The 26,274-nt window shown below is 34.3% G+C and carries 26 protein-coding genes; 17 read left to right on the forward strand and 9 right to left on the reverse strand.

Going from position 1 to position 26,274, the window contains the following annotated elements:
- Positions 1-165 precede the first annotated feature (165 nt).
- The 12 genes from AAHF52_RS03990 (at position 166) to AAHF52_RS04045 (ending at position 13,731) form a co-directional block, all read left to right on the forward strand.
- On the forward strand, positions 166-1,335 hold the full coding sequence (locus AAHF52_RS03990) for an ankyrin repeat domain-containing protein (protein ID WP_214303204.1): 1,170 nt from the start codon (positions 166-168) through the stop codon (positions 1,333-1,335).
- 257 nt (positions 1,336-1,592) lie between these two features.
- Entirely contained in the window at positions 1,593-2,774 is a 1,182-nt protein-coding gene (locus AAHF52_RS03995) for an ankyrin repeat domain-containing protein (protein WP_264376634.1), read from the forward strand.
- A gap of 122 nt (positions 2,775-2,896) precedes the next feature.
- The gene (locus AAHF52_RS04000; protein ID WP_264376635.1) at positions 2,897-4,123 is read left to right on the forward strand and encodes a cytochrome b; all 1,227 of its coding nucleotides are present in this window, start codon (positions 2,897-2,899) and stop codon (positions 4,121-4,123) included.
- On the forward strand, positions 4,123-4,884 hold the full coding sequence (locus tag AAHF52_RS04005; RefSeq protein ID WP_052264708.1) for a cytochrome c1: 762 nt from the start codon (positions 4,123-4,125) through the stop codon (positions 4,882-4,884). Before AAHF52_RS04000 ends, AAHF52_RS04005 begins: the two co-directional genes overlap by 1 nt.
- An 85-nt stretch (positions 4,885-4,969) precedes the next feature.
- Entirely contained in the window at positions 4,970-6,904 is a 1,935-nt protein-coding gene (uvrB, locus tag AAHF52_RS04010; RefSeq protein ID WP_264376637.1) for an excinuclease ABC subunit UvrB, read from the forward strand.
- A 306-nt stretch (positions 6,905-7,210) separates the two neighbouring features.
- Positions 7,211-8,407 (forward strand): MFS transporter, encoded by a 1,197-nt coding sequence (locus AAHF52_RS04015; RefSeq protein ID WP_254229426.1) that lies wholly within the window; start codon positions 7,211-7,213, stop codon positions 8,405-8,407.
- Between the two features lie 38 nt (positions 8,408-8,445).
- Positions 8,446-8,745: an integration host factor subunit alpha gene (locus tag AAHF52_RS04020; protein WP_007302154.1), complete on the forward strand. Its 300-nt coding sequence runs from the start codon at positions 8,446-8,448 to the stop codon at positions 8,743-8,745.
- Positions 8,742-9,068 (forward strand): MerR family transcriptional regulator, encoded by a 327-nt coding sequence (locus AAHF52_RS04025; RefSeq protein ID WP_012481900.1) that lies wholly within the window; start codon positions 8,742-8,744, stop codon positions 9,066-9,068. Before AAHF52_RS04020 ends, AAHF52_RS04025 begins: the two co-directional genes overlap by 4 nt.
- Positions 9,069-9,120: 52 nt before the next feature.
- Positions 9,121-9,711, forward strand: coding sequence for a murein hydrolase activator EnvC family protein (locus AAHF52_RS04030; RefSeq protein WP_064085749.1), 591 nt, complete (start codon positions 9,121-9,123; stop codon positions 9,709-9,711).
- A gap of 4 nt (positions 9,712-9,715) precedes the next feature.
- The gene (gene leuS, locus AAHF52_RS04035; RefSeq protein WP_264376638.1) at positions 9,716-12,184 is read left to right on the forward strand and encodes a leucine--tRNA ligase; all 2,469 of its coding nucleotides are present in this window, start codon (positions 9,716-9,718) and stop codon (positions 12,182-12,184) included.
- Between the two features lie 120 nt (positions 12,185-12,304).
- Positions 12,305-12,883 carry an outer membrane beta-barrel protein gene (locus AAHF52_RS04040; protein WP_026097243.1) on the forward strand — a complete coding sequence of 193 codons (579 nt, stop codon included), beginning with the start codon at positions 12,305-12,307 and terminating at the stop codon, positions 12,881-12,883.
- A 110-nt stretch (positions 12,884-12,993) separates the two neighbouring features.
- Positions 12,994-13,731 carry a hypothetical protein gene (locus AAHF52_RS04045; RefSeq protein WP_012481902.1) on the forward strand — a complete coding sequence of 246 codons (738 nt, stop codon included), beginning with the start codon at positions 12,994-12,996 and terminating at the stop codon, positions 13,729-13,731.
- Between the two features lie 99 nt (positions 13,732-13,830).
- Here the strand turns inward: AAHF52_RS04045 and folD are convergent, their stop codons facing one another.
- The 6 genes from folD to ndk form a co-directional block, all read right to left on the reverse strand.
- Positions 13,831-14,718, reverse strand: coding sequence for a bifunctional methylenetetrahydrofolate dehydrogenase/methenyltetrahydrofolate cyclohydrolase FolD (gene folD / locus AAHF52_RS04050; RefSeq protein ID WP_007302160.1), 888 nt, complete (start codon positions 14,716-14,718; stop codon positions 13,831-13,833).
- Positions 14,702-15,277 (reverse strand): UbiX family flavin prenyltransferase, encoded by a 576-nt coding sequence (locus AAHF52_RS04055; protein WP_007302161.1) that lies wholly within the window; start codon positions 15,275-15,277, stop codon positions 14,702-14,704. The genes folD and AAHF52_RS04055 overlap by 17 nt, the downstream gene beginning before the upstream one ends.
- Entirely contained in the window at positions 15,270-15,527 is a 258-nt protein-coding gene (locus AAHF52_RS04060) for a DUF2312 domain-containing protein (protein WP_007302162.1), read from the reverse strand. Before AAHF52_RS04060 ends, AAHF52_RS04055 begins: the two co-directional genes overlap by 8 nt.
- Positions 15,528-15,536: 9 nt before the next feature.
- Complete coding sequence (locus AAHF52_RS04065; protein WP_342068377.1) at positions 15,537-16,814, reverse strand: HlyC/CorC family transporter; 1,278 nt, start codon at positions 16,812-16,814, stop codon at positions 15,537-15,539.
- Between the two features lie 68 nt (positions 16,815-16,882).
- A complete protein-coding gene (locus tag AAHF52_RS04070) occupies positions 16,883-18,061 on the reverse strand; it encodes an aspartate aminotransferase family protein (protein WP_264376640.1) in 1,179 nt (392 codons plus the stop codon).
- 126 nt (positions 18,062-18,187) lie between these two features.
- Positions 18,188-18,607 (reverse strand): nucleoside-diphosphate kinase, encoded by a 420-nt coding sequence (gene ndk / locus AAHF52_RS04075; protein ID WP_264376641.1) that lies wholly within the window; start codon positions 18,605-18,607, stop codon positions 18,188-18,190.
- A 106-nt stretch (positions 18,608-18,713) separates the two neighbouring features.
- Between ndk and AAHF52_RS04080 the strand changes: the two genes are divergently transcribed.
- From AAHF52_RS04080 to AAHF52_RS04090, 3 genes are all read left to right on the forward strand, one after another.
- A complete protein-coding gene (locus AAHF52_RS04080) occupies positions 18,714-19,472 on the forward strand; it encodes a hypothetical protein (RefSeq protein WP_264376642.1) in 759 nt (252 codons plus the stop codon).
- Complete coding sequence (hemH, locus tag AAHF52_RS04085) at positions 19,469-20,422, forward strand: ferrochelatase (RefSeq protein WP_214303197.1); 954 nt, start codon at positions 19,469-19,471, stop codon at positions 20,420-20,422. Before AAHF52_RS04080 ends, hemH begins: the two co-directional genes overlap by 4 nt.
- 61 nt (positions 20,423-20,483) lie before the next feature.
- Positions 20,484-21,284, forward strand: a complete 801-nt coding sequence (locus AAHF52_RS04090; RefSeq protein ID WP_019236750.1) for a hypothetical protein — start codon at positions 20,484-20,486, stop codon at positions 21,282-21,284.
- On the opposite strand, the gene gshA is transcribed toward AAHF52_RS04090, so the two are convergent.
- The gene (gshA, locus tag AAHF52_RS04095) at positions 21,281-22,435 is read right to left on the reverse strand and encodes a glutamate--cysteine ligase (protein ID WP_010406439.1); all 1,155 of its coding nucleotides are present in this window, start codon (positions 22,433-22,435) and stop codon (positions 21,281-21,283) included. The two genes, AAHF52_RS04090 and gshA, sit on opposite strands and share 4 nt — an antisense overlap.
- 82 nt (positions 22,436-22,517) lie before the next feature.
- Here gshA and hslV point away from each other — a divergent pair, with 82 nt between their 5' ends.
- Complete coding sequence (gene hslV, locus AAHF52_RS04100; RefSeq protein ID WP_010406442.1) at positions 22,518-23,072, forward strand: ATP-dependent protease subunit HslV; 555 nt, start codon at positions 22,518-22,520, stop codon at positions 23,070-23,072.
- A 1-nt stretch (position 23,073) separates the two neighbouring features.
- Positions 23,074-24,525 carry an ATP-dependent protease ATPase subunit HslU gene (gene hslU, locus AAHF52_RS04105; protein WP_342068378.1) on the forward strand — a complete coding sequence of 484 codons (1,452 nt, stop codon included), beginning with the start codon at positions 23,074-23,076 and terminating at the stop codon, positions 24,523-24,525.
- 70 nt (positions 24,526-24,595) lie between these two features.
- On the opposite strand, the gene AAHF52_RS04110 is transcribed toward hslU, so the two are convergent.
- Both AAHF52_RS04110 and AAHF52_RS04115 read right to left on the reverse strand, forming a co-directional pair.
- Positions 24,596-25,465 (reverse strand): FKBP-type peptidyl-prolyl cis-trans isomerase, encoded by an 870-nt coding sequence (locus AAHF52_RS04110; protein WP_264376643.1) that lies wholly within the window; start codon positions 25,463-25,465, stop codon positions 24,596-24,598.
- A complete protein-coding gene (locus AAHF52_RS04115) occupies positions 25,458-26,240 on the reverse strand; it encodes a polyprenyl synthetase family protein (protein WP_213863810.1) in 783 nt (260 codons plus the stop codon). The genes AAHF52_RS04110 and AAHF52_RS04115 overlap by 8 nt, the downstream gene beginning before the upstream one ends.
- Positions 26,241-26,274: the final 34 nt, after the last annotated feature.

The following is a 26,274-nucleotide window of genomic DNA, read 5'->3' on the forward strand; positions in this document are numbered from 1 at the left end:
AAAAAAATTTGAATAATGAAGCTCAGCATATTTTGTACAAAAGTTAACGTGGTAGGTTGCTGAAGACCTAATTTTTAACTATTGAAATTTTTCTCTGTAAATTTTGCTTGCACATATTAAGTTGCATGATATAAACCCGGGAGATTCTCTTTTAGGAGGTATTTGATGGAAAAACAAAAAATAATTGAGATTTTAGGAAGAAAATTAGTTTCTGCTATAAGCAGAGGTGATTTTCAGAAAGTTAAAGAATGTATTAAAGAGATAGAGTATGAACAAATAAAAAATGAAGTTTTGAATTATGAAAGATACTATATGAAACCTATACATCATGCTACTCTCTTGGGTAATTTAAAGATATTAGAGTTTTTATGTAACAGCGGTGCTGATGTTAATACTACTATTAGTAATCGATATTTGAGTACTCCCTTGCACATTGCTGCTAGACATGATAAACTAGAAATAGCAAAGTTTTTACTTGATCGTGATGCTAACATCAATGCTACAAATTATAAAGGCTTTACACCTCTGTACTTAGCATCTGACCACTGTCATTTAAATATGGTAAAACTCCTACTCTGCAAGGGTGCTGATGCTAGTATTCAAAGTCAGTATGGCAAAACAGCATTAGATGTTGTTGGAAATGCTAGAAAAGATGAATGTAGTAGTAGTGAAATTCAAAAAATAGAATCTGTATTGAGCAGTTCTACTGAAGCTGACTGTGAAGCAAAATTAACTTCTATAAAAGCAGGTATTAAAGACGCTAACGACAGCACAGATTTTGTAAGTAGTGCAGCGAGTCTTCAATTATCCCCTACCAAAGCAATTAAGATAGAATTGGAAGTTAGTAATACCAAAAACTTGGCAAGTAGCACAGTGAACTCTTCCTCCACTCCTACCAGAGCAGATTTTAAAGAAGCTAGCAGCATCACAAGCGGTGCAGTAAAACCTTCTTCTTCTATTAATAGTATATTTAGTTGGGTAACCACTGCCACACTCAATGGCTTATTCAGCAGTGCTCCTACTTTACTTCCTGCACAGCAATCTGTTGACCACTTAGATCGTAGCCCAATTAGTTCTTCACAAGTTGATTGTAATGGAATAATTCTACTAACTGCTGCAGCAATGAGTAAGTTCACAGGAAAAAAATATTCAAGGACACTGGACAATTCACTTCTCACAATAGAAGAAATTAGAGAAAGAAAGCTTAACACTATAGAAAAAAACTTCGAGACAGCACTTAGTAAGTTTAAAAAACTTTATCAATGTCCTGAAAGTTCATTAAGCAATTTAACGATATCTAAAGGTATACATCAAAAGTCCCTTTTAATCAGTTAAAATAAGCACTCAAGCTTGAGTGCTTATTTTCGTATAATCCTCTTTAAGTTAAAGCTCTTATATGTTGAGAATAAGCTGCTAAGCAATTTAAGCAAACTAAGGAGGCTTATGGTGTTTTGTACAAAAACTAAATGTAGCACGTGATCAAATAACAATCTCTTACGTTGTAAATTTTTTTTAATTTTACATATAAATTTCACTAGCATATGCCCAAATTATGTGGTATAAGGGCAAAAATTTTATCCTTTAGGAGGGTTATGGTTACAAAAACAGAAGTTGAAAAATGGAGAGATGGGTTACGTTCTGCAGTAAAGGAACGTGATTTTCAAAAAGCTGAGGAGTATATTAGAGAAGGAAAGACACATACTACTAATGTTATTAACTCTAAAGATAGAAATGGTAACTCACCTTTATCGATTGCTGTTAGTAAACAAGATTTAGAAATGATGAGGTTTTTAATTGAGAATGGTGCAGATGTTAATATTGAGGACTTTTTTCGTGTGCCTCCTATATACTATGCTGTTACAAAGGGCACCAAAAAAATGATAGAGCTTCTAATCGATAAAAAGGCTAGCATTAGTGGTTATTTTTCATATGCTGGTGAAAAACGTACTCTTATAGGCTGGGCTATAGATAAAAATAGTTCGGAAAAAGTAGAGGTCCTACTTAAACATGGTGCTAGTCCAGATGGCAAATTTGATTTTAATGATTCTTCACAAGATTCGTGTCTACATATTGCCATTCAGAAAGATTACCAAAAAATAGTAGAGCTTCTTATTGAATATCATGCTGACGTCAATGTTCAAAACAGACGGGGGCACACACCTATATATTTGGCTATTAGTTTAAAACGTCCAAAAATAATGAAGCTGTTATACGATAGTGGTGCTGATATTGATAATGTTAAGGATATAAGGAACGAGACACCATCAGATTATGTTAAGTTATTTTATCCCGGTAAAACGATAAAAGAGATTGTTGCAGAAGCAGAGAGTGCCAATGTAAACCCAGGTGATACTACTCTTGCACCAAGTAGTGCAGTAAGACCTTCTTCTTTTATTAATAGTATATTTAGTTGGATGGGAACTTCAACAACTGCTGCACTCAGTAGCTTATTTCAGAGTGCCCCTGCTTTACCTCCCGCACAGCAATCTGTTGCACATTTGACTGGAAGCCCAATTGATTTTTCGCAAGTTGATTTTAATGGAACAGCTCTGCTAGCTGACGTGGTAATCAGAAAGTTTATCGGGAGGAAATATTCAAGACCATTGGATGATTCACTTTTGACATTGGAGCAAATTAGAGAAAGAAAGGTTAGTGCTATAGAAAGGGATATCAAGATGGTAATTAGTGAGTTTGAAAAACTTGATCAATGTCCTCGAAGTTTATTAAGCAATTCAACAATATCTAAAGGTGTATGTCATCAAAAATCCCTTTAAAACAAGCACTCAAATTTGAGTGCTTGTTTTTGTGAAATCTACTCTTTAAACTTAAACTTTTTATTGTTTATTAGCGTTAAATTGTTACAATACAATGAGTTAAGATGACAAAGCTTTAAGTTATGGAAGATGATAGCAAAAAAGAAATAATAGAAGAAAAAGGTATATTAGGTTGGATAGAGTATAGACTGCCTATATTTTCTTTTCTAAAACATACTGCTTCTTATCAAGTACCAAAAAATTTAAATTATGCTTGGAATTTTGGTTCTTTAGCTGGTATAGCGCTGATTTTACAAATAATAACAGGTATATTTCTTGCCATGCACTACACTCCGCATGTTGATCATGCATTTAATAGTGTGGAGCGTATAATGCGTGACGTAAGTTATGGATGGCTGATACGTTATACTCATGCTGTTGGGGCGTCGCTCTTCTTTATGGTGGTCTATGTTCATATCATGCGTGGATTATATTACGGATCTTATAAGAGACCGCGAGAAATGGTATGGTTTATTGGCATATTTATATTTTTTGCAATGATGGCAACTGCCTTTATGGGATATGTTCTTCCATGGGGACAAATGAGTTTTTGGGGTGCAACAGTTATAACTAATTTATTCTCGGCTATACCTTTAATTGGTGATAAAATAGTTATATGGCTATGGGGAAGTTTCTCTGTTGATAATCCAACGCTCAATCGTTTTTTTGCGCTGCATTATCTTATGCCTTTCATTATTATCGCTTTAGCTATGTTGCATGTTGTTGCTCTGCATAGGTTTGGCTCTAATAATCCAAGTGGAATAGAAGTCAGGTCAGATAAGGATACCATTCCTTTTTATCCTTACTATATAGCAAAGGACTGCATAACTTTTGGTTTATTTTTTATAATTTTATTTGCATTTGTTTTTTATGCCCCTAATTATCTTGGGCATCCTGATAATTATATAGAGGCTGATCCTATGGTAACTCCAGTACATATAGTGCCAGAGTGGTATTTCTTACCTTTTTATGCGATGCTGCGTTCAATTCCAAATAAACTTATTGGTGTACTTACCATGTTTGGATCTATTTTAGTATGGTTTCTTTTGCCTTGGCTTGATAAATCAAAGGTTAAAAGTGGTTCCTACCGTCCATTATTTAAGAAATTTTTTTGGGTTTTTGCAATAAATTTTGCATTTCTTGCCTGGCTTGGGGGACAAGAAGTTAAGGAGCCTTACATTACTTTAAGTAGGCTCTCAACTCTTTATTATTTTTCATATTTTGTGATAATTTTACCTTTACTTAGTAAGTATGAGAAACCAAAAAAATTACCAAAAACAATAAGCGATTCCGTGCCGGAGATGAAGTGATGCTATTGGTTAAAGTTGCTGTGTTTTGTGTATTATTTTTCGCTAATTCTTTGTCTGCAGAGGAGTTTAAACCTTTACCAAATAAGAAAATCGACTGGAGTTTTGATGGAATTACTGGATCTTTCGATAGAGAGTCAATTCAGCGTGGCTATAAAGTATACAAGGAAGTCTGTGCTGCTTGCCATTCAATGAATAGAATAGCGTTTCGTAATTTGCAAGATGTTGGTTTTTCTGAAGAGGATGTAAAACAAATTGCAGCCTCTTACCAAGTTAAAGATGGTCCGAATGATTTGGGTGAAATGTTTGATAGGCCGGGAGTGTCTTCGGATTATTTTATTGCACCTTTTGATACAAAAGAAGCAGCTGCAGCAAGCAACAATGGAGCAATTCCACCGGACTTATCATTAATTGTCAAAGCAAGACATGATGGTGCAAATTATGTCTATTCACTACTAATTGGTTATCAAAACGGTGAACATGATGAGAACGGTTTATATTTTAATCCATATTTTTCAACAGGCAGGTTAGCTATGGCACCACCACTCTCTGAAGGAATGGTAGAATATGATGGTACAAGGCAAGCCACAGTTGAAAATATGGCATATGATGTGGTAAATTTCTTACAATGGGCAGCAGAGCCAGAACTGGAGCGCCGACATAAACTTGGGCTAAAAATAGTGACATATTTTATAATTTTGACGGTGTTTTTTGTATTAACCAACAACAGGATTTGGAGCAGGCTCTATAAAAAGAAAAAATAGAGTTTTTTATGTTCATTCTTTCATACCTTATTTACACTAGCAAATGTATTGTATAGTAATAAATACATTATGAAAATATAAAGGTATGGAATTTCAAATAGTTACACATTTTCAGCCAGCTGGAGATCAACCACAGGCAATAGACAACTTAGTTGCAGGGTTAAATAGTAATAAAAGAGATCAGGTTTTACTTGGAGTAACTGGCTCTGGAAAAACTTTTACTATGGCAAATGTTATTGCAAGAACAAACAGGCCTGCGTTAATTATGGCACATAATAAAACTTTAGCGGCGCAGCTTTACGAGGAGATGAGAGGATTTTTTCCTCACAATGCTGTTGGATACTTCATTTCTTATTATGATTATTATCAGCCTGAGGCTTATTCACCACAAACAGACACTTATATTGAAAAAGACTCTTTAATAAATGAAAGAATTGATATGCTACGCTATTCTGCTATATGCTCTCTTTTGGAGCGTAGGGACACGATTGTAGTTGCGAGTGTTTCTTGTATATATGGTCTTGGTTCGCCTGAGAGCTATCTCAGCATGACCTTGACTTTAAGTGCCGGAGATAAGATTCATGTTAATGACTTTCTGAATAATTTAGTTAATCTCCAATATAAACGTTCTGATGTCAGATTTGAGCGAGGATATTTCAGAGTGCGCGGCGACATTATTGATATATTTCCTGCCTATTATGAAAATAAAGCTTGGCGTTTATCATTGTTTGGTGATGAAATAGAGGAAATTTCTGAGATTGATGCCATGAACGGCAATATTATCAGACGTATAGATAAAGTCACCATTTTTCCAAACAGCTATTACACTACATCACGTGAGACTCTTTTGCAAGCAGTTCAGTTGATTAAAAAAGAACTACATGAACGCTTGGATTATTACTATTCACAGAACAAAATTGTTGAAGCAAAACGCCTTGAGCAGCGTACTAATTTTGATATTGAAATGATGATGGCAACGGGAGTGTGTAAAGGTATTGAAAATTATTCGCGTTATCTTTACGGAATGAAAGCCGGAGATCCACCGCCTACATTGTTTGAGTATTTACCTAAAGATGTAATTTTATTTGTTGATGAAAGCCATGTAACCGTTCCCCAGATAGGTGCAATGTATAGCGGTAATGAAGCACGTAAAAAGAAATTGATAGATTATGGTTTTAGGCTACCTTCTGCTTTTGATAACCGTCCATTAAAATTGGAAGAGTGGGAGGCAATACGGCCACAGACTATTTACGTTTCGGCTACTCCAGGAAAATATGAATTAGAAAAGACTAATCACGCATTTATAGAGCAAGTTATCCGCCCAACAGGACTGACAGATCCCATCTGCACCATAAAACCAACAGAGAGTCAGGTTGATGATGTGATTCACGAGGCGCAAGTAACAATAAAAAAAGGATTTTGTATTCTAATTACCACATTGACAAAAAAAATGGCTGAAAAGCTAGCTGAGCATATGAGTGAGCTCAGTATGAAAGTAACTTACCTACATTCAGATATTGGTGCACTGGAAAGAATTGAAATTATATGCAAATTAAGATCTAAAGAAATAGATGTTCTTGTTGGCGTTAACTTGTTGCGGGAAGGTCTTGATATTCCCGAGTGTGGATTGGTTGCAATTTTAGATGCTGACAAAGAAGGGTTTTTACGATCAGAGACTTCGCTCATTCAAACGATAGGTCGTGCTGCACGAAATGTTGAAGGCAGAGTAATTTTATATGCAGACAAAATTACTAATTCTATGGATCGTGCACTGAAAGAAACTGAAAGGAGAAGAAAGAAACAGACAGAGCATAATACACTGCATAATATTGTACCAAAAACTATAATAAAGCCTATATCAAATACTTTACAGGAAAAAGTGGTGATTGAGAATTTTAGCAAGGATGATCTAAATAGTTTGAAAAAGCAAATGTTGAAGCATGCTGAAAATTTAGAGTTTGAAGAGGCAGCAAAAATAAAAAGTATTATTGAAAGGTTTAATAATAGATCCACTGCATAATTAGAAAAAAGATGAATAATTAATAGCTAAACTGACTTTGATTTATCAACAATTTGAAAAAACATCATCTAAGTGGCAGAAAAATGAGCCAGTTCATGATAATTTCAAATTTTCACCTTTTATCTTATAGGTAATGATTGTTGAACTTATTTCTTTCTTGAGATTATGTACAGACTCTAACAAATTAAATCTCACAACAAATTTGTTGTTTCATAGCTTTTATATCATACTATAATTGCAACTGTTTTAACAATAATCAGAGCCTAAAAGAGGTTTATTATCAATGGACTATTTATAAAAAATCTTATGGAAAATAAAGCTTGGTTCATTTGGCTAATCAGTAACTTGATTGTTGTATTCAGCAATATGCAGATAATCTACACCTTTATAAGCGTGAATCTTGAAAAAGAACTTGGGCTCACGATTGCGCAAGTTGCACTAGCTAATTCAGCATATACTTGGACTTTTGCTATCTCACAATTTTTTAGTGGGGCAATGTTTAATGTTTTTTCCAGCAAAAAAATTTATTTTTTCTCATTGTCAATCATGCTCTTTGGTTTTTTTGTCCTTATCAAGAGTGACAATTTTGCCCATTTAATTTTATCTCAATTTTTGATCGCAATTGGAGCATCGTTTGGTTTTGTTGGCGCTGCTCATGTAAGTAGCACATATTTTCCCCTTACTCAATTTGGACTGATGTTCTCACTAGTGCAGACAATTTCAAGTCTTTCTGCTTTGATGATTCAAATGTGCTTCTCTAGCTTGCTTGCCGAAGGTGCAGATTGGAAAAATCTTATTGTATGCGTAATATTATTTGGCGTATCGATATTCGTACTTATGTTTTTTTATCCGAAAGGACTTTCAAAAAAAAATTTGGGGGAATACACAATAAAGAGCTCTATAAAAACAGTAATATGTTCTGTACTAACAGTGCTAAAATTAAGAGATATCTGGATAACCTCAATAGTGGGTGCTATTACTTTTGGAACATTTTTAGCGCTTAATATGCTGTGGGCACCAAGGTTACTAAGCAACTTAGAACTCAATACAATGGAGTTAGGTGTGGCAACTGCAATATTGTGGCTTGGTCTTGCAGTTGGTGCTCCAATTGCAGATCTAATCTCAAATCTATTTAAAAATAGAAGGCACGTAATCTCTGCTTTTGCCACATTGCAAAGTATTTCAGCTATTATTTTACTATGCGGTAATTTAACAGTTCATATTATATACTTTTGTATGTTAATGTTTGGTTTTTTTGCAGGAGGACATATGCTTAATTTTACTGTTGGTAGTGAGATTGTTGAGCAGAAGTATATTAGCACATCATCATCCATTATCAATGGATTTATGTTTGTTATGAGTGGAATTTTAGTGTCAATTTTAGCACTTTTTTCAGATCATCAAATGGCGCTTTTCACAATATTTGCAATGTTAACATTTGCTAGTATTTTTAATTATGCTACAAAAGAAACATACTATAAAAATAAAGTAGCTGAATCTTGAGTCGATTGTTATATTATATTAACATACTGTAATAAATTATGACAACAAAAGACACAACAGTAACTAAGGCAACAATAGCTGAATGTATAAACCAGGAAATTGGATTATCGAAAGAAGACTCTATTGCAATAATAGATGACATATTGGATGAGATAAAAACGAGCTTAGCAAAGGATGGAATAGTAAAAATATCTTCATTTGGAACATTTTTGGTTAAAAACAAGAAAGAAAGACCAGGAAATATACCAAAGACATCGGAAAGGGTAGTAATTAAAGCGAGAAAATCAATTTCTTTTAGACCTTCAAAAATGATGAAGAAATTAATAAACAACCGATGAATAAGGAAAAATTATTTTACACAATTGGAGAAGTAGCTGAAGAACTACATTTGGAGCAGCATGTTTTAAGATTCTGGGAAAGTCAATTCCATCAAATTAAACCCATAAAACGGAAGGGAAGAAGACTATATGATCATAAGTGTATAGAGGCAATAAAGAAAATAAAATATATGCTATATGACAAAGGATATACAATAAAAGGAGTACAAAAGGAATTTGGTAACGATGTAAGAATTGATCATTATTCAAGAAATTTGTTGAAAGAACTTACCGATTTAAGAGACTATTTGACTGATAAAATAAATGAAGAAAGTAATAAATAGACGAAAAACACTATAAAGTTTTGTGAAAGTTGATATATCTAGAGATAAGTGTATGTGTCGTATAGCCTTGTTCTTTATATTATCAGCAATAATGATAAGCTGTGGCCTGCAAAAACCTGCACCTGTACTACTTAAAGGCGAAGAATTTTATGGGAAAAGAGACCTAGAGTACACAAGGGAGTATCATTTGATTAAAGAAAATGTTGATTCTTCGCTGCGAAAAGAAAGTAGAAAAGCCTTTGTAGATAAGGTATATAACAATAATGCACAAAGCATGTGTAAATTTGTAATACCGGTTAAAGGTGCAGTTACCTCTTCTGATAAAATATGTCAAGATGGCATAAAAATTACTGCTCAAAGTGGAACAAAGGTTATTGCTTCTGCACCTGGCAAAGTAATATACGTAGGCAAAGGCCTGAGGTGGTACGGAAATTTAATTATAGTGGAACATAAAGATAATTACATGACTATGTACTCCTATTTAAAAAACATACAAGTTGAAATTGGTGATAAAGTAAAACAAGGTCAAGTAATTGGATCTGCAGGTAAATCAAGCACACAAGATAAAGATCCGCAGATGTGTTTCACAATAAGACATAATGGTCAAGCAGTCGATCCTTTAGTACATATAAACTGTGATTGAATTTATGAAATATGATTTTAAAAACGTTGAAAAATTCTACCAAAATAAGTGGGATTTTTCTGTAAGCAAAGATAGTAAAAAGAAGAAATGTTACGTGTTGGAAATGTTTCCATATCCATCTGGTAAGATTCATATGGGGCACCTGCGTAACTATGCAATAGGAGATGTTATAGCACGTTACAAGAGAGCTCGTGGATTTGAGGTTTTGCACCCAATTGGCTGGGATGCGTTTGGATTACCAGCTGAAAATGCAGCAAGGGACAATAACATTAACCCTGCAGCATGGACACAAGATAATATAGATAATATGCGCACGCAGCTAAAATCTATAGGTCTTTCATACAATTGGGATCGTGAGCTCTCCACATGTGAGCCTGATTATTACAAACACGAACAGAAATTTTTTCTGGATTTTTTAAAGCATGGTCTTGCCTATCGAAAAGAGTCGTGGGTTAATTGGGATCCAGTGGACCAAACAGTGCTTGCAAATGAGCAAGTGGTTGATGGAAAAGGATGGCGATCAGGTACAGTTATTGAAAAACGTAAGTTATTCCAATGGTTTTTAAAGATTACTGATTTTGCTGAAGATTTGCTTCATTGTCTGCAAAGTTTAAAAAATTGGCCAGAAAAAGTCAAAACTATGCAAGAACGATGGATAGGAAAATCTGAAGGTGTAACTATAGATTTTGAAATAGTTGGCTTGAATAAGAAGTTAAAGATTTTTACAACTTCTCCTCATACTTTATTTGGAGCTTCTTTTCTTGCAGTAGGAGCAGAGCACCCTATTGTACAAGACCTTAAGGACAAAGAAATAAGAGACTTTATTGGTAATATGAAGGCAAAGGGGGAGAATGATGAAAAAATTGGAATTTACACTGGACTGAACGTCAGGCACCCATTTCTCGACAAGGAATTACCAATTTATATAGCGAATTTTGTGTTGATGGAGTATGGAGAAGGTGCGATTTTTGGTTGCCCTGCACATGATCAGCGTGATTTTGAATTTGCACAGAAGTATGGTTTACCGATTATTCCTGTAGTTTGTGAAGAGAGCACAGAGAGCACAGAGATCTTAAAAGAACCGTACTTCGGTGATGGAGTGATGTTCAATTCTGAATTCTTAAACGGACTAATGATTAATGAGGCAAAAAAAGTAATCATAAAAAAACTTGAAGAAAAAGGAATAAGCAAAAAAACAGTAAACTACCGTTTGCATGATTGGGGAATTTCAAGGCAACGTTATTGGGGATGTCCTATACCTATTATACATTGTAAAGATTGTGGAATTGTTCCAGTTCCAGAAAAAGACCTCCCTGTTGTTCTACCAACGGATGTAGAATTTACAAGTGGTGGTAATCCCCTGTATAAGCACCCAACCTGGAAATTTGTTGATTGTCCAAAGTGCGGAAAGCAAGCAGAACGTGAAACTGATACATTTGACACTTTTTTTGAATCTTCTTGGTATTTTGCTGCATTTTGCAGTGAAAATAAATCGATTAATAAAGATACTTGTAATCGTTTTATGCCTGTTGATTATTACATAGGTGGAATAGAACATGCAATTCTACATTTGCTTTACTCAAGGTTTTTCTGCCGTGCTTTAACTAAATGTGGCTATTTTGATGTTAAAGAGCCTTTCTCTACTTTAATCACTCAAGGAATGGTCTGCCATATAACTTATAAAGATGAGAATGGCAAATGGCTCTTTCCCGAAGAAGCAAAAGAGTTGATTGCGAAGGGTGCTAAGATCCAAGTTGGAAAAGTCGAAAAGATGAGTAAGTCAAAGAAGAATACAGTTGACCCAAACTTTATCATAGAAAAATACGGTGCTGATACTGCTCGTTTGTTTGTATTATCCGATACCCCCCCAGAAAAAGATATGGAATGGTCTGATGATGGCGTGGAAGGTTGTTTTCGCTACATAAATAAATTGTGGCGTATGGTAGTGCAACTTAGGCCCGTAAACATACACTATGATAATGAAAACATTGTAGGTAAACTCCTAGAGTACAGAAAAAAAATCCATAAACTATTGCAAGTGCTTACAGATGACTTGGAAAACTGCAGATTAAACTGTGTGGTAGCAAAGTTTCGTGAAATGACAAATTTAATAGCTGAAATAGACGTAAAAACTGGAAAATCTCTTATTGATGAAGGTATATGCATACTAATCAGAGTAATTGAGCCATTCATGCCACACCTGGCTGAAAATTTATGGCAAAAAATAGGAGGCGAAGGCATGCTATATATGCAACCTTGGCCAAAAGCTGATGAATCACTACTAATTGATAATATGGTAACTGTGGCAGTACAGATTAATGGAAAGTTGCGTGCGACTATCAAAGTAGAAACTGATTTACCTCAAGAAGAATTGAAGAAAATAGCAACAGGTTCTGTATCTAACAAAATCGATCAAAGCAAAATTCGCACTATATATGCTGTACCAAATAAGGTAGTAAACATAGTTATATAAAAATTTTGAGTAGCATGTCCCTAATTTCGTAGGTATACTTTTTTTGATATGAGGTTATATCTTTTTTAATATAAAGGATATATACTTGTGCATTATATATTTTTTTGTATGGGTAGTTATATGAAAATAAAAGGATTGTGTGTTTTAGCTGTTTTGCTCACTTCATCTCTAGCAGGTGCAGCTAGTAATAAAGCAGCTAGTAATAGTGCAAAAGAGCAGTACTACGCAGGTTTAAACTTTGGTGGTGGATGGGGCACTGGATTAAAAATAAAACCTGGCTTAGTTTTTGGTTATAATTATGATAAAAGCTCTAAGTTTGAACTTGAGATTCTCACTGACGTAAGTGATATGTTTGGAGGTAAGGATGCAGAAGGAAAGGACAAAAACAAGAAAATGGGAGCTAGTTTATTAGCACATTACCGTTATTATCCTGACGTTGACATTGATCCTGTGAAACTATATGTCAGTGGAGGTTTAGGAGGACATCTACAAGTATATCCTTTTGACATTGTTGGCACTGAAACACTAGATAAAATACTGGGTGCTATTTCGTACAAACTGAAGGTTGGTGTTGATTATGAAGTTGCTCCACAGATAGTTGGTACAGCTGCTTTAACCGTAGGCGGGCAACTGAGTGGTTTAAAAGCAAAACAAATACCAGATGCGATGCTGGAAGTAGGAGTACGTTATAGTTTTTAATGCTGGATGGCATTGTGTACATGTTTAATGGTTAGGTGTAACCATAAGCAATGCTCAAAACTTGCTGCTAGCATGTTTGAACACTTATTCCAGTCTGTTTTAAGGAAGTAATGTGTATGAATTATATGAGAACGATGAAAGTGTTCGCTGTGTTGATTGCTTTAGCAAGTACAGCTAGTAATGGTACAAGTGAGTTAGAAGATCAGTACAAAGATCGGTATGAAGACCAGTACAAAGATCAGTATGAAGATCAACACAAAGATCATTGTGAAGATCAATACGAAGATCGATATGAAGACCAGTACGAAGATCATTACTATGTAGGTTATGTAGGTTTAAACTTTGGGACTCGATGGGGTGAAAGCTTTAAATTGAACCCTAACGTTGTCTTTGGTTATCATCATAACAAAAATTCTAAGTTTGAACTTGAGGTTCTTGCTAACATAAGTGATATAACTGATAAACAAAAAAGGAAAGTAGGAGCTAGTTTGTTGGCAAATTACCTTTACTATCCTGATCTTGAAATTGATCCTATTAAATTATATGCTAGTATAGGACTGGGTGGATATATTCGAATATTGCCATCTTTTGGTCTTGGTGAGGATACAAATGCAGTTAACACTCCAAATTCGGCTGCAACTGTAGCTGCAGCCGCAGGTCAAAATGAAACACTAGATAAAATACTGGGTGCTATTTCCTATAAAGTAAAGTTAGGTGTTGATTGTGAAATTATTCCGCAGATAGTTGGCACAGTTGCTATTGCTGCAAGCGGTCAATTAAGTGGCTTTAAACCACCGATGAAAAAACCAGATGCAATCATAGAAGTAGGTATACGTTATAATTTTTAAGCTATGAACACTTTGAATCCCTATACACAGTTGTATGCTTGGTGCTATATATGTGCTATTTGCAAAGGTATTCTGTTTATGCTAACATTAAGCTAAACCTTAAGCAATAAAATCAGAAGGATCAACTCCCTTCTGTAAGCAAGCAGCAACTAAAGTGTTGATCATAAGAAATGCTATTGTCATCGGGCCAACTCCACCAGGCACTGGAGTAATAGCTTTGACTTTTTCTTTTACTCCCTCAAAGTCAACATCACCCACAAGCTTACTTTGATTTCCTATGTTAATGCTATTTATGCCAACATCAATCACTATTGCACCTTTTTTTATCCAATCTGGTTGAACAAAATTTGGCTTTCCAACTGCTGCAACTACTATATCCGCCTTAGAGCAATAATCAGCTAAATCCCTACTTTGTGAATGCAAGATGGTAACAGTGCAATTTTCTTGCAACAATAGGTGAAACATTGGCTTACCCACAATATTTGATCTGCCAATGATTACCGCATTTTTACCGGACAGATTATTTTCAACTGACTTAATTAAATGCAAAGAACCTTTGGGAGTACAAGGTATCAGACAATTTTTTTCACCTTTAACTAACCTGCCAACATTCTCATCATGAAAGCCATCTACATCTTTTTCAACACTTACTGTATTAATTATTCTGCTTGCACTGATGTGCTTTGGTAAAGGTAACTGAACTAAAATTCCATGCACAGATGAATCTTCATTTAATGTATTAACTTTTTCAATCAATTCATCTTCTGAGATACTATCAGGCAAAACAATAGTTTCAGAACTTATGCCTATTGATTCTGCTTTTCTTTGTTTATTACGAACGTAGACCTGACTTGCTGGATTGCTACCCACGAGAATTACTTTAAGACAAGGAAAAACATTATACTCTTTCTTTAAAATATCAATTTTTTTTGATAGCTCCTCACAGAGATCATTTGCTGTTTTTTTACCGTTAATAATAATTGACATTTCCTTGCCACTCCTCGAAGTCAGGTAATGCGATATCAAATAAATTCAATACTTTACCAACAGAATGATTTACAATATCATCCAAAGATTTTGGTTTAATATAAAAAGCAGGCATCGGCGGAGCAATAATTGCTCCCATCTCCGTTAGTTTTAAGATATTTCGTAGATGTCCAAGATGTAGTGGAGATTCTCGCACCATAAGAACTAATTTTCTTCTTTCTTTTAGAGTTACATCTGCAGCCCTTGTTAATAGATTGGAAGTCACCCCCGATGCTATTTCAGACATTGTTTTCATAGAACATGGAGCAATAACCATACCTGAGGTTTTAAATGAGCCGCTTGCTATTTTTTCTCCTATTTTTTCTTCAGAATAGTAAAAATCTGCAAGCGACATAATATCTTCAAGTTTTTCTTTAATCTCATGAGCTATAGTTATTTTTCCAGCACTGCTGATCACTAAATGAGTTTCATGATTGGTATTTTTTAGTGCCTCTAGAATCCGTACACCGTAAATAGAACCAGATGCTCCACTTATTCCAATTACAATCCTACTATTCACCTTCGTAATTCATTCCCAATGCACGTTTGTAGGTATCAAGTAATATTTCCTGTTCCTCCCTGTCATCATCATCCATCTTTCTTAGCCTAATAATCTGTTTCATCACTTTTATATCCCAACCTTCATCTGCAGCTTTTGCATATACATCACGAATGTGATCTTGCACATCCCTCTTTTCTTGTTCAAGTTTTTCTATTCTCTCTATATAGTTCTTCAAATCTTCAGCCGTTATTTTTAATGTATCTTCCATAGAACCCAACTAATTAATTGCTACTACAGTATTATCAGTTTTTACTTGTACTCCAATCATAGTAATAATATTTTTATCTTTTTTTAAAATCTTAAAGTAAAAACCGTACATGGAAAACTCTTCATTTTCTTCAGGAATGCGCTCTATCTCGTTTACAATCATACCTGCTAGAGTTGTAGCTTCTTCATCAGGAAGATCCCAATGTAACTGTCTATTAATATCCCTAATAGTAGATTTTCCTTCTATGTGATACATATTATCGGATATCTTTTTTATAAAATTCTCTGTGATCAAATCATGTTCATCTGAAATTTCTCCAACTATTTCTTCCAGTATATCCTCAAGAGTTACGATTCCCTGTAGTGTTCCATACTCATCAATAACAAATGCAAGGTGTTTCCTGTTTTTACGGAAGTTGTGAAGTTGTACACTGAGTGGCGTACTTTCTGGTATAAACCAAGGCTTTGACATAACTTTGGCAATCTCTATTTTATTATCCTTTTCACGCAAGGCATTTATTAGATTTTTCACGTGAACCACTCCAACAATATTATCTGGTTCTTTTTGCCATAAAGGTACTCTGCTATGGCTACTGGTTAAAATCTCTCTTATTAAATCCTCTTTGTTTCGATCTATATCAAGAGAAAATAAGCTTCTCCTGTGAGTCATAATCTGTGATATTTCTGTCTCAGCCAAATCAAGTATACTACTTAGCATATCTAAATCCTGTTGTAACATAGTTCCTTCACTGCGATGAAGAGTAATCATGTTACGCATTGCATCTGCTGCAGATATTACCTCCCTATTCTTATGAAGCCCACATAACTTCAGAATGAGATTGACAATAAACTGAATGCCTAATGTCAATGGAGAAAGAATCTTGACAAAAAACAGCATAAAATAAGAAGAAAGCAATGTAAATTTTTCAGGATTTTGCATGGCGTAAGTTTTTGGTAAAACTTCACAAAATAGCAAAATACAAAACGTCATCATGAATGTTGAAAGAAAGATGCCTTCACTTTCAAAGAAATGTATAAATATTGCTGTAAATAAAGCGGAACAAGTAATGTTAATAATTGTATTGCACAGTAATATTGTTCCTATTGTTAATTCTTTTGTATTCAACAAGCGTTCTATTATCTTAGCTCTTTTATTGCCATCTAGCTTTAGTTTATTAACTCGGGAGCGGCTAATTGAGGTTAACCCTATTTCTGCTCCTGAAAACAAAAACGATAAGATCAACAAGAAGAAAATTGCTGACAATACTGAAATCAATAACCAATCCATTAAAGTATGATGTTATTGCGATATAGAAACAGAGTTGATTTTATATGTTGTAAGAAGCATTTGCAAGTCTATATATCTTTAATATAAAAAAATAAATCATGAAATATATCACACACTGCATTCACATGCATACTCTCAACAACAAGTGGAGGAGTTATTCTTATTACCTTATTATTTAAAATATTAGTCATTATTAAGCCTTTGTCAAGAGATTGTTTAACAATTTTATCAGCCAAAGGTACTCTAAGCTCTATCCCTATCAATAAACCCTCCCCACGAACTTCTGAAATGATCTTCGGAAATTCTTCAGTCAAAGGCAACAACTTTTCTTTTAAATATTTACTGACCTTCTTAACATGGTCAAAAAAGCCTTCCTTTAGCATTACATCGAGTACTGCATTACCAACAGTCATAGCAAGTGGATTACCTCCATAAGTTGACCCATGAGTTCCTGGAGTGATTGCTTCTGCTATATAATCTTTTACTAAACATGCAGCCAGAGGAAATCCATTACCCATAGCCTTCGCACAAGTGAGCATATCAGGTTCAACTCCTATATTTTGATAGTAAAATAGAGAGCCAATTCGTCCATATCCGCATTGCACTTCATCAAAGCATAAAATTATTCCTTGAGCTTTTGTTATCTCTCTTACTTTTTTAAGATACTCTACGTCCAATGGATGTACTCCGCCTTCACTTTGTATGGGCTCTAAAAATATGGCAGCTGTTTCGCTATTGATTTTCTTTTCTAATGCTTCAATGTTATTTCTTGGAACTTTATCAAAACCAGAAAGGAGTGGAGCAAAACCTTCGCGTGATTTTTCATTTCCCCCAGCTGAAATTGCAGCAATACTGCGGCCATGAAAACCTCCTTCAATTGTAATGATGTGACTGCGCTTTTCTTGTCCATTTAAGTAGAAATAGCGGCGAATAAATTTAATTGCAGCTTCTGTTGCTTCAAGTCCACTTGAGCAGAAAAAAACTTTATCGGCAAAGGTAAGTTCTGTTAAACGCTGAGCAAGCCTTTCCTGCTCAGGGATAGTGAAAATATTAGAGCAGTGCCACAATGAGCTTAATTGCTCTTTCAGTTTGTCTGTAATGTATGGATGACAATGGCCTAGGGAGGTTGTAGAAATTCCCGCAGCAAAGTCTAAATATTTTTTACCATCCTTGTCAAAGAGATATACTCCTTCTCCTCTAACTATAGAAGCTTCAGATCTATTATAAGCATTAACAACATGATCCATTTTAAATATTATCTATGCTATTCATGAAATTGACATAAAGCTTTTTCTTCATAACTAAAAGTTTAGTTAATATTCCGTAGTTCAACATAAAGCCTAGAAGGTCTAATTCTGTATAGAAAAGTAAAGCTATACCAATTCACATTCAGCAAAAAAGAAAGCTATTTCCCTACGAGCATTCTCTAGACTATCAGAACCATGAACTCTATTTTCGCTAATATCATGAGCAAAATCACCCCTAATTGTACCTTTGTCTGCCTGTTTTGGATCTGTAGCACCCATGATTTGTCTGTATTTACTGACTGCATTTTCACCGATTAAAACTTGAACTATCACAGACCCAGAAGTCATAAATCCCACTAACTCCTCAAAAAAAGGCCTATCCTTATGAATTTCATAAAACAGCTCTGCTTGTTTTTTTGTTAGCAGCATCATTATTTGTGCTATAATTTTTAGTCCAGATTTTTCAATGTAAGAATTTACATTACCTGTAATATTATTTTTTACTGCATCAGGTTTTAATATCGAAAGTGTTCTTTCAATTGCCATACTATTTCCTTATATTAAGATCGTATATTTACTTTATTGCGAATTTTTGTTCCATCAAAGAGATTTTTTATTTATAGTCAAGAATAAAACATCAAGGGGGTAGTTTATGGTTTACTGTCGTAAGAAACTAGTGAATAATCTTAAATCATCAATTTTCTGCGGAACAAAAGGTTTTTTAACCTTTAATTTGGCATTTTTAAGTTATTTAGAGTATAGCTTACACAATAATACAAAATTAAAAGAAGGTGCCGCTTTTGCGATGAAAAAGAACGTTGTTCCATTTGGCGAAATGATTGCCATACCGCTGTTTGTTTGTCTTGTATTACCGTCTATGATAGGCAGTATAAGCCTTATCGAATGTGCACTTACATGTGCTGCACTGATGGTTGCAACATGTTTTGTTGTAAGAACCTTTCACTTACGTGAAAAGTTATTGAAAAAAATGACTAATAATGAAAATTATACCAAGAAACAAATAGAGCAGGAATTTAAGAAAGACATTATAAAATTTCCTATCTTTGATAAAAACAGACAGCATATTGAGTATAATTCTCCTAATCAAAGACAACTAATGAAAAGTCCTCCCTCTCTCTTTGTTAGGGTTTTACTTTTTCCCCTTACGATTTTTCTGAAGGCTCTACAAAGCTGTATAATGATATCTTTGGCTGCTGTTGAACTTTTTGAAACAGTGCCAAGTTTTTGTGTTGATGTGGTTTTTGATAGAAACTTTGTATCTACACAGAGTAACGTGAAGAGATCTGGTCATCTATTGTATGCTAGTGTGAGAAATTTAGTGCCTGTAACTAAACTTGATGAGTGTGTAGCTGATTTTATAGGCAAACCTGAAGAAAGGTGCTGTCAGTGAAGAAGGCAGTAATCTTATTTAACCTTGGTGGACCTGATTCACTAAGTGCAGTACGTCCTTTCTTGTTTAATCTATTTTATGATAGAAGAATAGTCAATCTACTCAATCCTTTCCGCTTTCTTTTAGCAAAGTTTATCTCCAAAAGGCGAGAAAGCACTGCACAAGAAATATACGAGCACATTGGAGGTAAATCGCCAATCTTGGAGAATACGAAAGCACAAGCTGATGCTTTAGAACTAAAATTAAATGAAAATGGAAACCATGTATATAAGATATTCATCTGCATGCGTTATTGGCATCCATTTGCTGATGAAGTTGTTAAAAGCGTAAAGCAATTCGACCCTGACGAAATCATTCTGTTACCACTATATCCGCAATATTCAACCACCACAACTCTATCATCCATCGAGAATTGGCAAAAAAATGCCAAACTGGAATGTAACACAAAAACAATTCACCATTATTATGACAATGAAGACTTTATTGAAGCTCATGTTAATCTGACGTCTAAATATTATAAATTAGCTAGCAAAATCGGTAAGCCAAGAGTCCTATTCTCGGCTCATAGCTTACCTCTTAGTATCATTAAAAAAGGCGACCCTTACGCTTCACAGATAGAAAAAACAGTAAAATTAATAGTAAAAAAATTGAATATTGAAGATCTTGATTGGGGAATATGTTATCAGAGTAAGGTTGGCCCTGTAAAATGGTTGGAGCCTAGCACTGAAAGTGAGCTATCACGCGCAAAAGACGATAATATACCTGTAGTTTTATCACCTATATCTTTTGTTTCTGAGCATTCTGAAACACTGGTTGAACTTGATATAGAGTATAAAGCAATTATCAAAGACGGATATTACTTTCGCGTACCAACTCTCAGTACTGATCTCTTATTTATCAAGTGCTTGGCCGATTTATGTTTAGATCACTCTCAAAGTACTGATTTATAGCACTTTTCTTTTTAGATTTTTATAGTATAATATTAAAAAGTTATTATTTTATTATCTACTTATGCCAAAAGGTAAGCCAAATACATTTATAGAAAATATACATGATGCTCACAATCATGATATTAGAAAGATGTATTGTATTGCAGTAGGTTTAACAGGCATATTGTGTAAAATTTCATTGCAATTCTGTTGCGAGTTTATTGATAACAACAGATCCAATATTTGCACTGTATTAGATATTTCTAAGTTCATAAAACTACCAACATCAATAATATTTGCTCTTCATTTTGGTCTCAATTTAGCTGGATATAAATCTAAAAAACTTCAGAATGGTAAAGGGGGAAATGAACCTGAAAAACCAATACAGGTTGTGGGTAGCTTAGCCTTCTTGGCAAACTGTGTCATAGGAATATTGATGCAGACAAAAATCATTCATTTCTTAGCTAGAAACAACAAGGATGTAATAAGTTATATTAGCTTAACATCAGCAGTTCTATTTCTATTTTCAGAATGCATAAACTGTTATTATACATGGAAGAAGTATCTAGATAATAAGGATTCTGAAAAGTCTGCTAAATATGGCAAAGAAGTTATTTTTAGCACATTCACTTTGTCATTGGGCTTGTTAAGCTTCATATTAAAAAGAATGGAACTTCCAACCATACCAATAGACTTGGGTGGTGGCATAATCTATAATTTCAACTTAACTGTTACGGTTAGTTTGATACTAAGTATAGCATATCTAGTATCAAACATCGATAAGTTTGTCAATCAACCTAATAATGGTACTGATCCTTCTACTGGACTTGATGACGCTCACCATATTCAGCATAATGGCAGCATTGTAGAAATTAATTATTAGAGATGAAAAGACTTAATTTCTACTGCCAATGCTAGCACTGCTAATTTGCTAACAATATTCCAAAGTGGCAAAGTTTTATTTTCTTGGCTGATGTCATAAAATTCACAGTCAGTGGAATTCAAGCTAGAATATACATCTTTCCTGCTATTACATCGGTATAAGTAACATGTTGGAGTATCTCCTATATAGTATATTAGCGGTTCTGCAGAACTACTTTTAAATATGTCAATAGTTGGTACACCTTCTTGTATAATAACACTATTGATTGCTATTCCTTCTTTTATCTTTTTCATTTTATGACGCTTTTTTTTATTGAGATTTAATATTTCCTTTCCACTTGTTGCTGTTATAATGCCCATTCCATATGTGCCATTGCTTGCTTTGATAAAAACGTAAGGTTGTGTTTTTATTTCATATTCCTCATATTTTTTTTGCACTAGAGATAATATTTGGTCAACTTTAGTCGCTACTGCTCCTAGTGATGAATCATCATTAAAGTCAACTCCATTACAGCTTTCTGTAAGCACAGAAATAAGCCATGGGTCCATTTTAAATTCGCCACAAAATTCGGACACTAATTTTTGATAGATTTCAAAATATTGAAATTTCTGCCTACTGTGCCAGCCATATAATGGACTTGGCACTATCTCTTGTTTTACGTTTTCTAGCGTGTCTGGAATGTGGCTCGTCATATCACGGTTCAGTATAATAATATCAGGCACAAATCCTGAAGTTGTCTTCAGCAAAGAGTTTTCTTTCACAACAGTTTCATACTGTTCTATTAAATTGTACGTTTCATTATGAAAGAGGCCAATTCTAGTTTCAAAACCTGCGAGTTGCAGTACCTTTTCTATAGCAAATACATTTTCTATATACATTTTATTTCGTGTGTAATTCTCCGGTATTATAAGGGCCTTTTTATATTGTTTTGTTTCGAAGTAGCTTTTTATCAATTTTGCTGCTATCGCTTTTGATACTTCACTTAGGTTATTAAACCCTGCAGGAAATAAATTGGCGTCTACTGGAGCAATTTTGTAGCCTGAATTCCTAAGATCTATGGAGCTATAAAATGGTAATGTAAAACCATTAAATTTTGTTTTGAACCAATTATTTATATCTTTTTCCAGATTTGGATGAATTATGTTTTGCATCTACACTTTAAATGTTATAAGAAAAGTACTATATTATAAGTTATAATCTTAATATAATATAACGAATTAAAATAACAAAAAAATGATTCATCATGACAGCAGTAAAATGTATGGTACTACTATACTGTCAATTAGAAGAGACAAAAATGTAGTAGTAATAGGTGATGGGCAAGTCTCGCTAGGCCATACCGTTATAAAATCTGGAGCAAAAAAAGTTAGGCGTCTTTCTGGTGATTCCGTAATTGCCGGTTTTGCTGGAGCAACAGCTGATGCATTTACTCTCTTCGAAAGGCTAGAATCTAAACTTGATAAGCACCCAGGACAGTTAATGAGGGCATGTGTTGAACTTGCAAAAGACTGGAGAATGGATAAATATCTAAGAAAATTAGAAGCTATGATGATCGTGGCAGACAAGTCCATTTCATTGGTCATTACAGGAACGGGTGATGTTCTTGAACCTGAAGATGGCATTGCAGCCATTGGCTCTGGAGGAAATTTTGCTTTATCTGCAGCAAAAGCTTTGATTGACGTTGAAGGAATATCAATAGAGGAGATTGCAAAAAAGGCTATGAAGATAGCTGCTGATATATGTGTTTATACAAACCATAATCTAATTATCGAAAAAATAGAGGAGTAATATGTCAAGAACTTTGTGTGCCAATTTTTCTAGTCAATCTGTAGTGGGTCAATTTGATAATAATGATGACTATAATGAGAAAAATAGCCTCTATGAAAATGAAGGTACAGGAAGTAGCAGCATTCAAAGCTCACAAGCTTTATTAGATGATCTACCACCACAGAAGATAGTTAAAGAATTAGACAGATTTATAATCGGGCAGAATGATGCAAAGCGCGCTGTTGCTATTGCACTCAGAAATCGTTGGCGTCGAAATAAAGTCCCACTTCCACTACGTGAAGAGATTATACCTAAGAATATACTCATGATAGGCCATACGGGAGTTGGTAAAACTGAAATAGCTCGCCGTTTAGCAAAGCTTGCTGGTGCACCTTTTATAAAAGTTGAAGCAACGAAATTTACTGAAATAGGATATGTTGGACGTGATGTTGACTCGATAATACGTGATTTAGTTGACGCAGCAATAGTTTTAGTTAAGGAAAAAGCACGTAAAGCCTTAACTAAAAAAGCTTTAGGTTTGGCTGAAAAGATAATAGTCAACTCCATGGTTGGTGAAGATGCAACCGAGGAAAGCAAAAAAGTTTTCAGAGAAAGACTGAGAAATAAGGAATTTGAAGATGGAGAAGTTTCTATTAACGTCAGGAAGAGCAAGGGTATGTTACCCACTTTTGATATACCTGGCATGCCAGGTGGGCAAATTGGTGTGATGAACGTAACAGAAATCGTGGGCAAGATGTTTAATGGGAGCAAAAAAACAAAAACTATTACAGTTAAAGTGAAAGAAGCACGTGAAATATTGATTAATGAAGAAAGCGAAAGGTTAATGGATGAAGACAAGATAATCAAAGAAGCGATTGATCTTGTTAGCAATGAAGGCATAGTGTTTTTAGATGAAATAGATAAAATTGCAGCACGTACAGAAATAAAAGGTGAAGTCAACAGAGAAGGAGTGCAGCGCGATCTGTTACCATTACTTGAGGGAACAACTGTTTCAACTAAGTATGGCCCCGTAAAAACAGACTATATATTATTTATTGCATCTGGTGCTTTTCATTTATCTAAGCCATCTGATCTTTTACCAGAATTACAGGGTAGATTGCCAATTAGAGTGGAACTTAAGGCGCTTACTCAAGAGGATCTAATAAAAATATTAAAGGAACCAGAATCTAGTTTGTTAAAACAGTATATAGCGTTAATGAAAACGGAAAATGTAACACTTGAGTTTACTGATGATGGTATAGAGACTATAGCTGAAATAGCATTTACAGTTAATAGAGAAGTGGAAAATATAGGTGCAAGAAGACTTCATACTGTCATGGAGAAGCTTTTGGATGAAATAAGTTTTATCGCTTCTGAAAAAAATAGTGAAAAATTTGTTATAGATAGCAAATATGTAAGAGATAAACTAGAGTCAATTTCAAAGCAGCTTGATTTATCTAAATTTATACTTTAGAGGAAGCCTACTTTAAGTAATATAGAGCATTCAAGAGGTTTTATTTTTTCTTACTTCGTAATTCTTCAAGCTATTTTCCAATAGTAGAATTCAAGCTTAAATCAATTATTGCAATATCACAATCTATGCCTTTTGTTAACACATCAGTTAAAAGATCAGGTGAAGAAAGAACTGTTCTTTTATTACCAGCTCTCATTCCCACAACTCCAAGTTCTATAGCAAGTGGTATTTTTTTGTCACCAACCTTAAACTGCACTATTTGATCTTTGATTATATACTCACCATTATGTCTCTTTATGCTATATTGAACTGATATCTCATCGCCACATTTTACTCGTTTTCCAGTTTTGTTAATTAAGTCATTAAAAATCATTAGGTTATTTACTGAATCAGGATATTTATCTTTTACTTCAATCAGTTTGATGTAATAAGAGTTAAAACTCATTTTGTTGTCATCAGCGGCAATAGTAACTACACGCTCTCCACCTTCTTTCATACCTATTACCCCTAAACTCACTTCTTTTTCACCTATTCTCAGAGTAATATCAGAGACTTGACTTGGTAATGCTGCCAGATTGTTGGATATTTTGTACATTTGTAGCAGGACTTCTTGGCCACAGAAAGCCTTACTGCCGCTGCCTTCAGTAATTTCATAAAATTTTATCGTCTCTTCCTCCTTTTGCTGTGTTATTTCTTCTAAATATTCTGCTAGCCCATGCTTTTCAATATAGCGATCAAGTGCTGATTCAAGTATGGGCTTTACTAGATAACGTGCTATCGTCTGTGTTAAACCATCATGTGTGGCATTTATCTCGTAAAGCTTGTCCTCTTTTTCCGGTTTATCTTTATTTATATAAACAATAGTGATTATAAAAACAGAAGCTAAAGTGAGAACCATTACTAGAAAGATAAATATTTGTAATATAATTTTTTTAACCATCTTTTTTTACTTGATTCAATAAATCATATAAGTCATTAGTATTCCCTGAAAGCGTACTTAAATTATCTGAGGCCTGTTTAAAGAGACTATCTATATAGTTTTCCATTTCATTTTTGCCAAGCACGGACATTAAATTGTTTGTTTTATCTTGCTCATAGTCTTCGATATCATCCTTGGATTGAAAAATAAGCCCTAGATTTATTCCATAGTTATATAATGCTTCCCGCTCCTTGTCTGTAGCGCCTCCTATTATAGCCCCTATTTCACATGAAGCTGCAAATAGTTTTGCAGTTTTCATCAAATGAATTTCTTTTATTTTGTCAAAATCTGCACCTATATCTAAAATCTGCCCTCCCACCATTCCCTTCATTCCTATTGCTTGAGAGAGCACTTTTATGATCTCACAATTTAACAAAGATAATACCTCAAAAGCCAGGGTAAGTAATGCATCTCCGGCCAGTACTGCTGTTGCTTCACCAAATTTTTTGTGGCAGCTTGGCTGGCCTCTTCGAGTGTCACTGTTATCCATACATGGCAGATCATCGTGAATTAGGGAGTAAGCATGAATAAATTCAATTGCTGCTGCTGCTGTTATTGCTTTTTCAACCTTTATGTTGAATATCGACGAAGATGCTATAACTAAAAAAGAACGTATATGTTTTGCAGGAGCAAGAAGCACATAACGCATAGCTGATATAAGTTTATTCTCGCTATTTTCAGGTAAGAGCTTATTCACTTCTACAACAAGCAAATTTTTTGTTGTTTCGTCTAGCATTTTTAAATTTATTAACTATCGAGTGCTAAGAGAT

The organism is Wolbachia endosymbiont (group B) of Melanargia galathea (genome assembly GCF_964030625.1).
Classification (GTDB): domain Bacteria; phylum Pseudomonadota; class Alphaproteobacteria; order Rickettsiales; family Anaplasmataceae; genus Wolbachia.

Excerpts from the sequence above, each read along its gene's own strand:
- AAHF52_RS04090 (WP_019236750.1), top strand. The coding sequence starts at position 20,484 with ATGCCAAAAGGTAAGCCAAATACATTTATAGAAAATATACATGATGCT.
- AAHF52_RS04025 (WP_012481900.1), top strand. The coding sequence starts at position 8,742 with ATGAATAAGGAAAAATTATTTTACACAATTGGAGAAGTAGCTGAAGAA.
- AAHF52_RS04005 (WP_052264708.1), top strand. The coding sequence starts at position 4,123 with ATGCTATTGGTTAAAGTTGCTGTGTTTTGTGTATTATTTTTCGCTAAT.
- AAHF52_RS04045 (WP_012481902.1), top strand. The coding sequence starts at position 12,994 with ATGTGTATGAATTATATGAGAACGATGAAAGTGTTCGCTGTGTTGATT.
- AAHF52_RS04015 (WP_254229426.1), top strand. The coding sequence starts at position 7,211 with ATGGAAAATAAAGCTTGGTTCATTTGGCTAATCAGTAACTTGATTGTT.
- AAHF52_RS04040 (WP_026097243.1), top strand. The coding sequence starts at position 12,305 with ATGAAAATAAAAGGATTGTGTGTTTTAGCTGTTTTGCTCACTTCATCT.
- folD (WP_007302160.1), bottom strand. The coding sequence starts at position 14,718 with ATGTCAATTATTATTAACGGTAAAAAAACAGCAAATGATCTCTGTGAG.
- AAHF52_RS04065 (WP_342068377.1), bottom strand. The coding sequence starts at position 16,814 with ATGGATTGGTTATTGATTTCAGTATTGTCAGCAATTTTCTTCTTGTTG.
- AAHF52_RS04000 (WP_264376635.1), top strand. The coding sequence starts at position 2,897 with ATGGAAGATGATAGCAAAAAAGAAATAATAGAAGAAAAAGGTATATTA.
- ndk (WP_264376641.1), bottom strand. The coding sequence starts at position 18,607 with ATGGCAATTGAAAGAACACTTTCGATATTAAAACCTGATGCAGTAAAA.
- AAHF52_RS03990 (WP_214303204.1), top strand. The coding sequence starts at position 166 with ATGGAAAAACAAAAAATAATTGAGATTTTAGGAAGAAAATTAGTTTCT.
- AAHF52_RS04080 (WP_264376642.1), top strand. The coding sequence starts at position 18,714 with ATGGTTTACTGTCGTAAGAAACTAGTGAATAATCTTAAATCATCAATT.
- AAHF52_RS04030 (WP_064085749.1), top strand. The coding sequence starts at position 9,121 with ATGTGTCGTATAGCCTTGTTCTTTATATTATCAGCAATAATGATAAGC.
- AAHF52_RS04070 (WP_264376640.1), bottom strand. The coding sequence starts at position 18,061 with ATGGATCATGTTGTTAATGCTTATAATAGATCTGAAGCTTCTATAGTT.
- hslV (WP_010406442.1), top strand. The coding sequence starts at position 22,518 with ATGATTCATCATGACAGCAGTAAAATGTATGGTACTACTATACTGTCA.
- uvrB (WP_264376637.1), top strand. The coding sequence starts at position 4,970 with ATGGAATTTCAAATAGTTACACATTTTCAGCCAGCTGGAGATCAACCA.
- AAHF52_RS03995 (WP_264376634.1), top strand. The coding sequence starts at position 1,593 with ATGGTTACAAAAACAGAAGTTGAAAAATGGAGAGATGGGTTACGTTCT.
- hslU (WP_342068378.1), top strand. The coding sequence starts at position 23,074 with ATGTCAAGAACTTTGTGTGCCAATTTTTCTAGTCAATCTGTAGTGGGT.
- AAHF52_RS04110 (WP_264376643.1), bottom strand. The coding sequence starts at position 25,465 with ATGGTTAAAAAAATTATATTACAAATATTTATCTTTCTAGTAATGGTT.
- AAHF52_RS04115 (WP_213863810.1), bottom strand. The coding sequence starts at position 26,240 with ATGCTAGACGAAACAACAAAAAATTTGCTTGTTGTAGAAGTGAATAAG.
- leuS (WP_264376638.1), top strand. The coding sequence starts at position 9,716 with ATGAAATATGATTTTAAAAACGTTGAAAAATTCTACCAAAATAAGTGG.
- AAHF52_RS04060 (WP_007302162.1), bottom strand. The coding sequence starts at position 15,527 with ATGGAAGATACATTAAAAATAACGGCTGAAGATTTGAAGAACTATATA.
- gshA (WP_010406439.1), bottom strand. The coding sequence starts at position 22,435 with ATGCAAAACATAATTCATCCAAATCTGGAAAAAGATATAAATAATTGG.
- AAHF52_RS04020 (WP_007302154.1), top strand. The coding sequence starts at position 8,446 with ATGACAACAAAAGACACAACAGTAACTAAGGCAACAATAGCTGAATGT.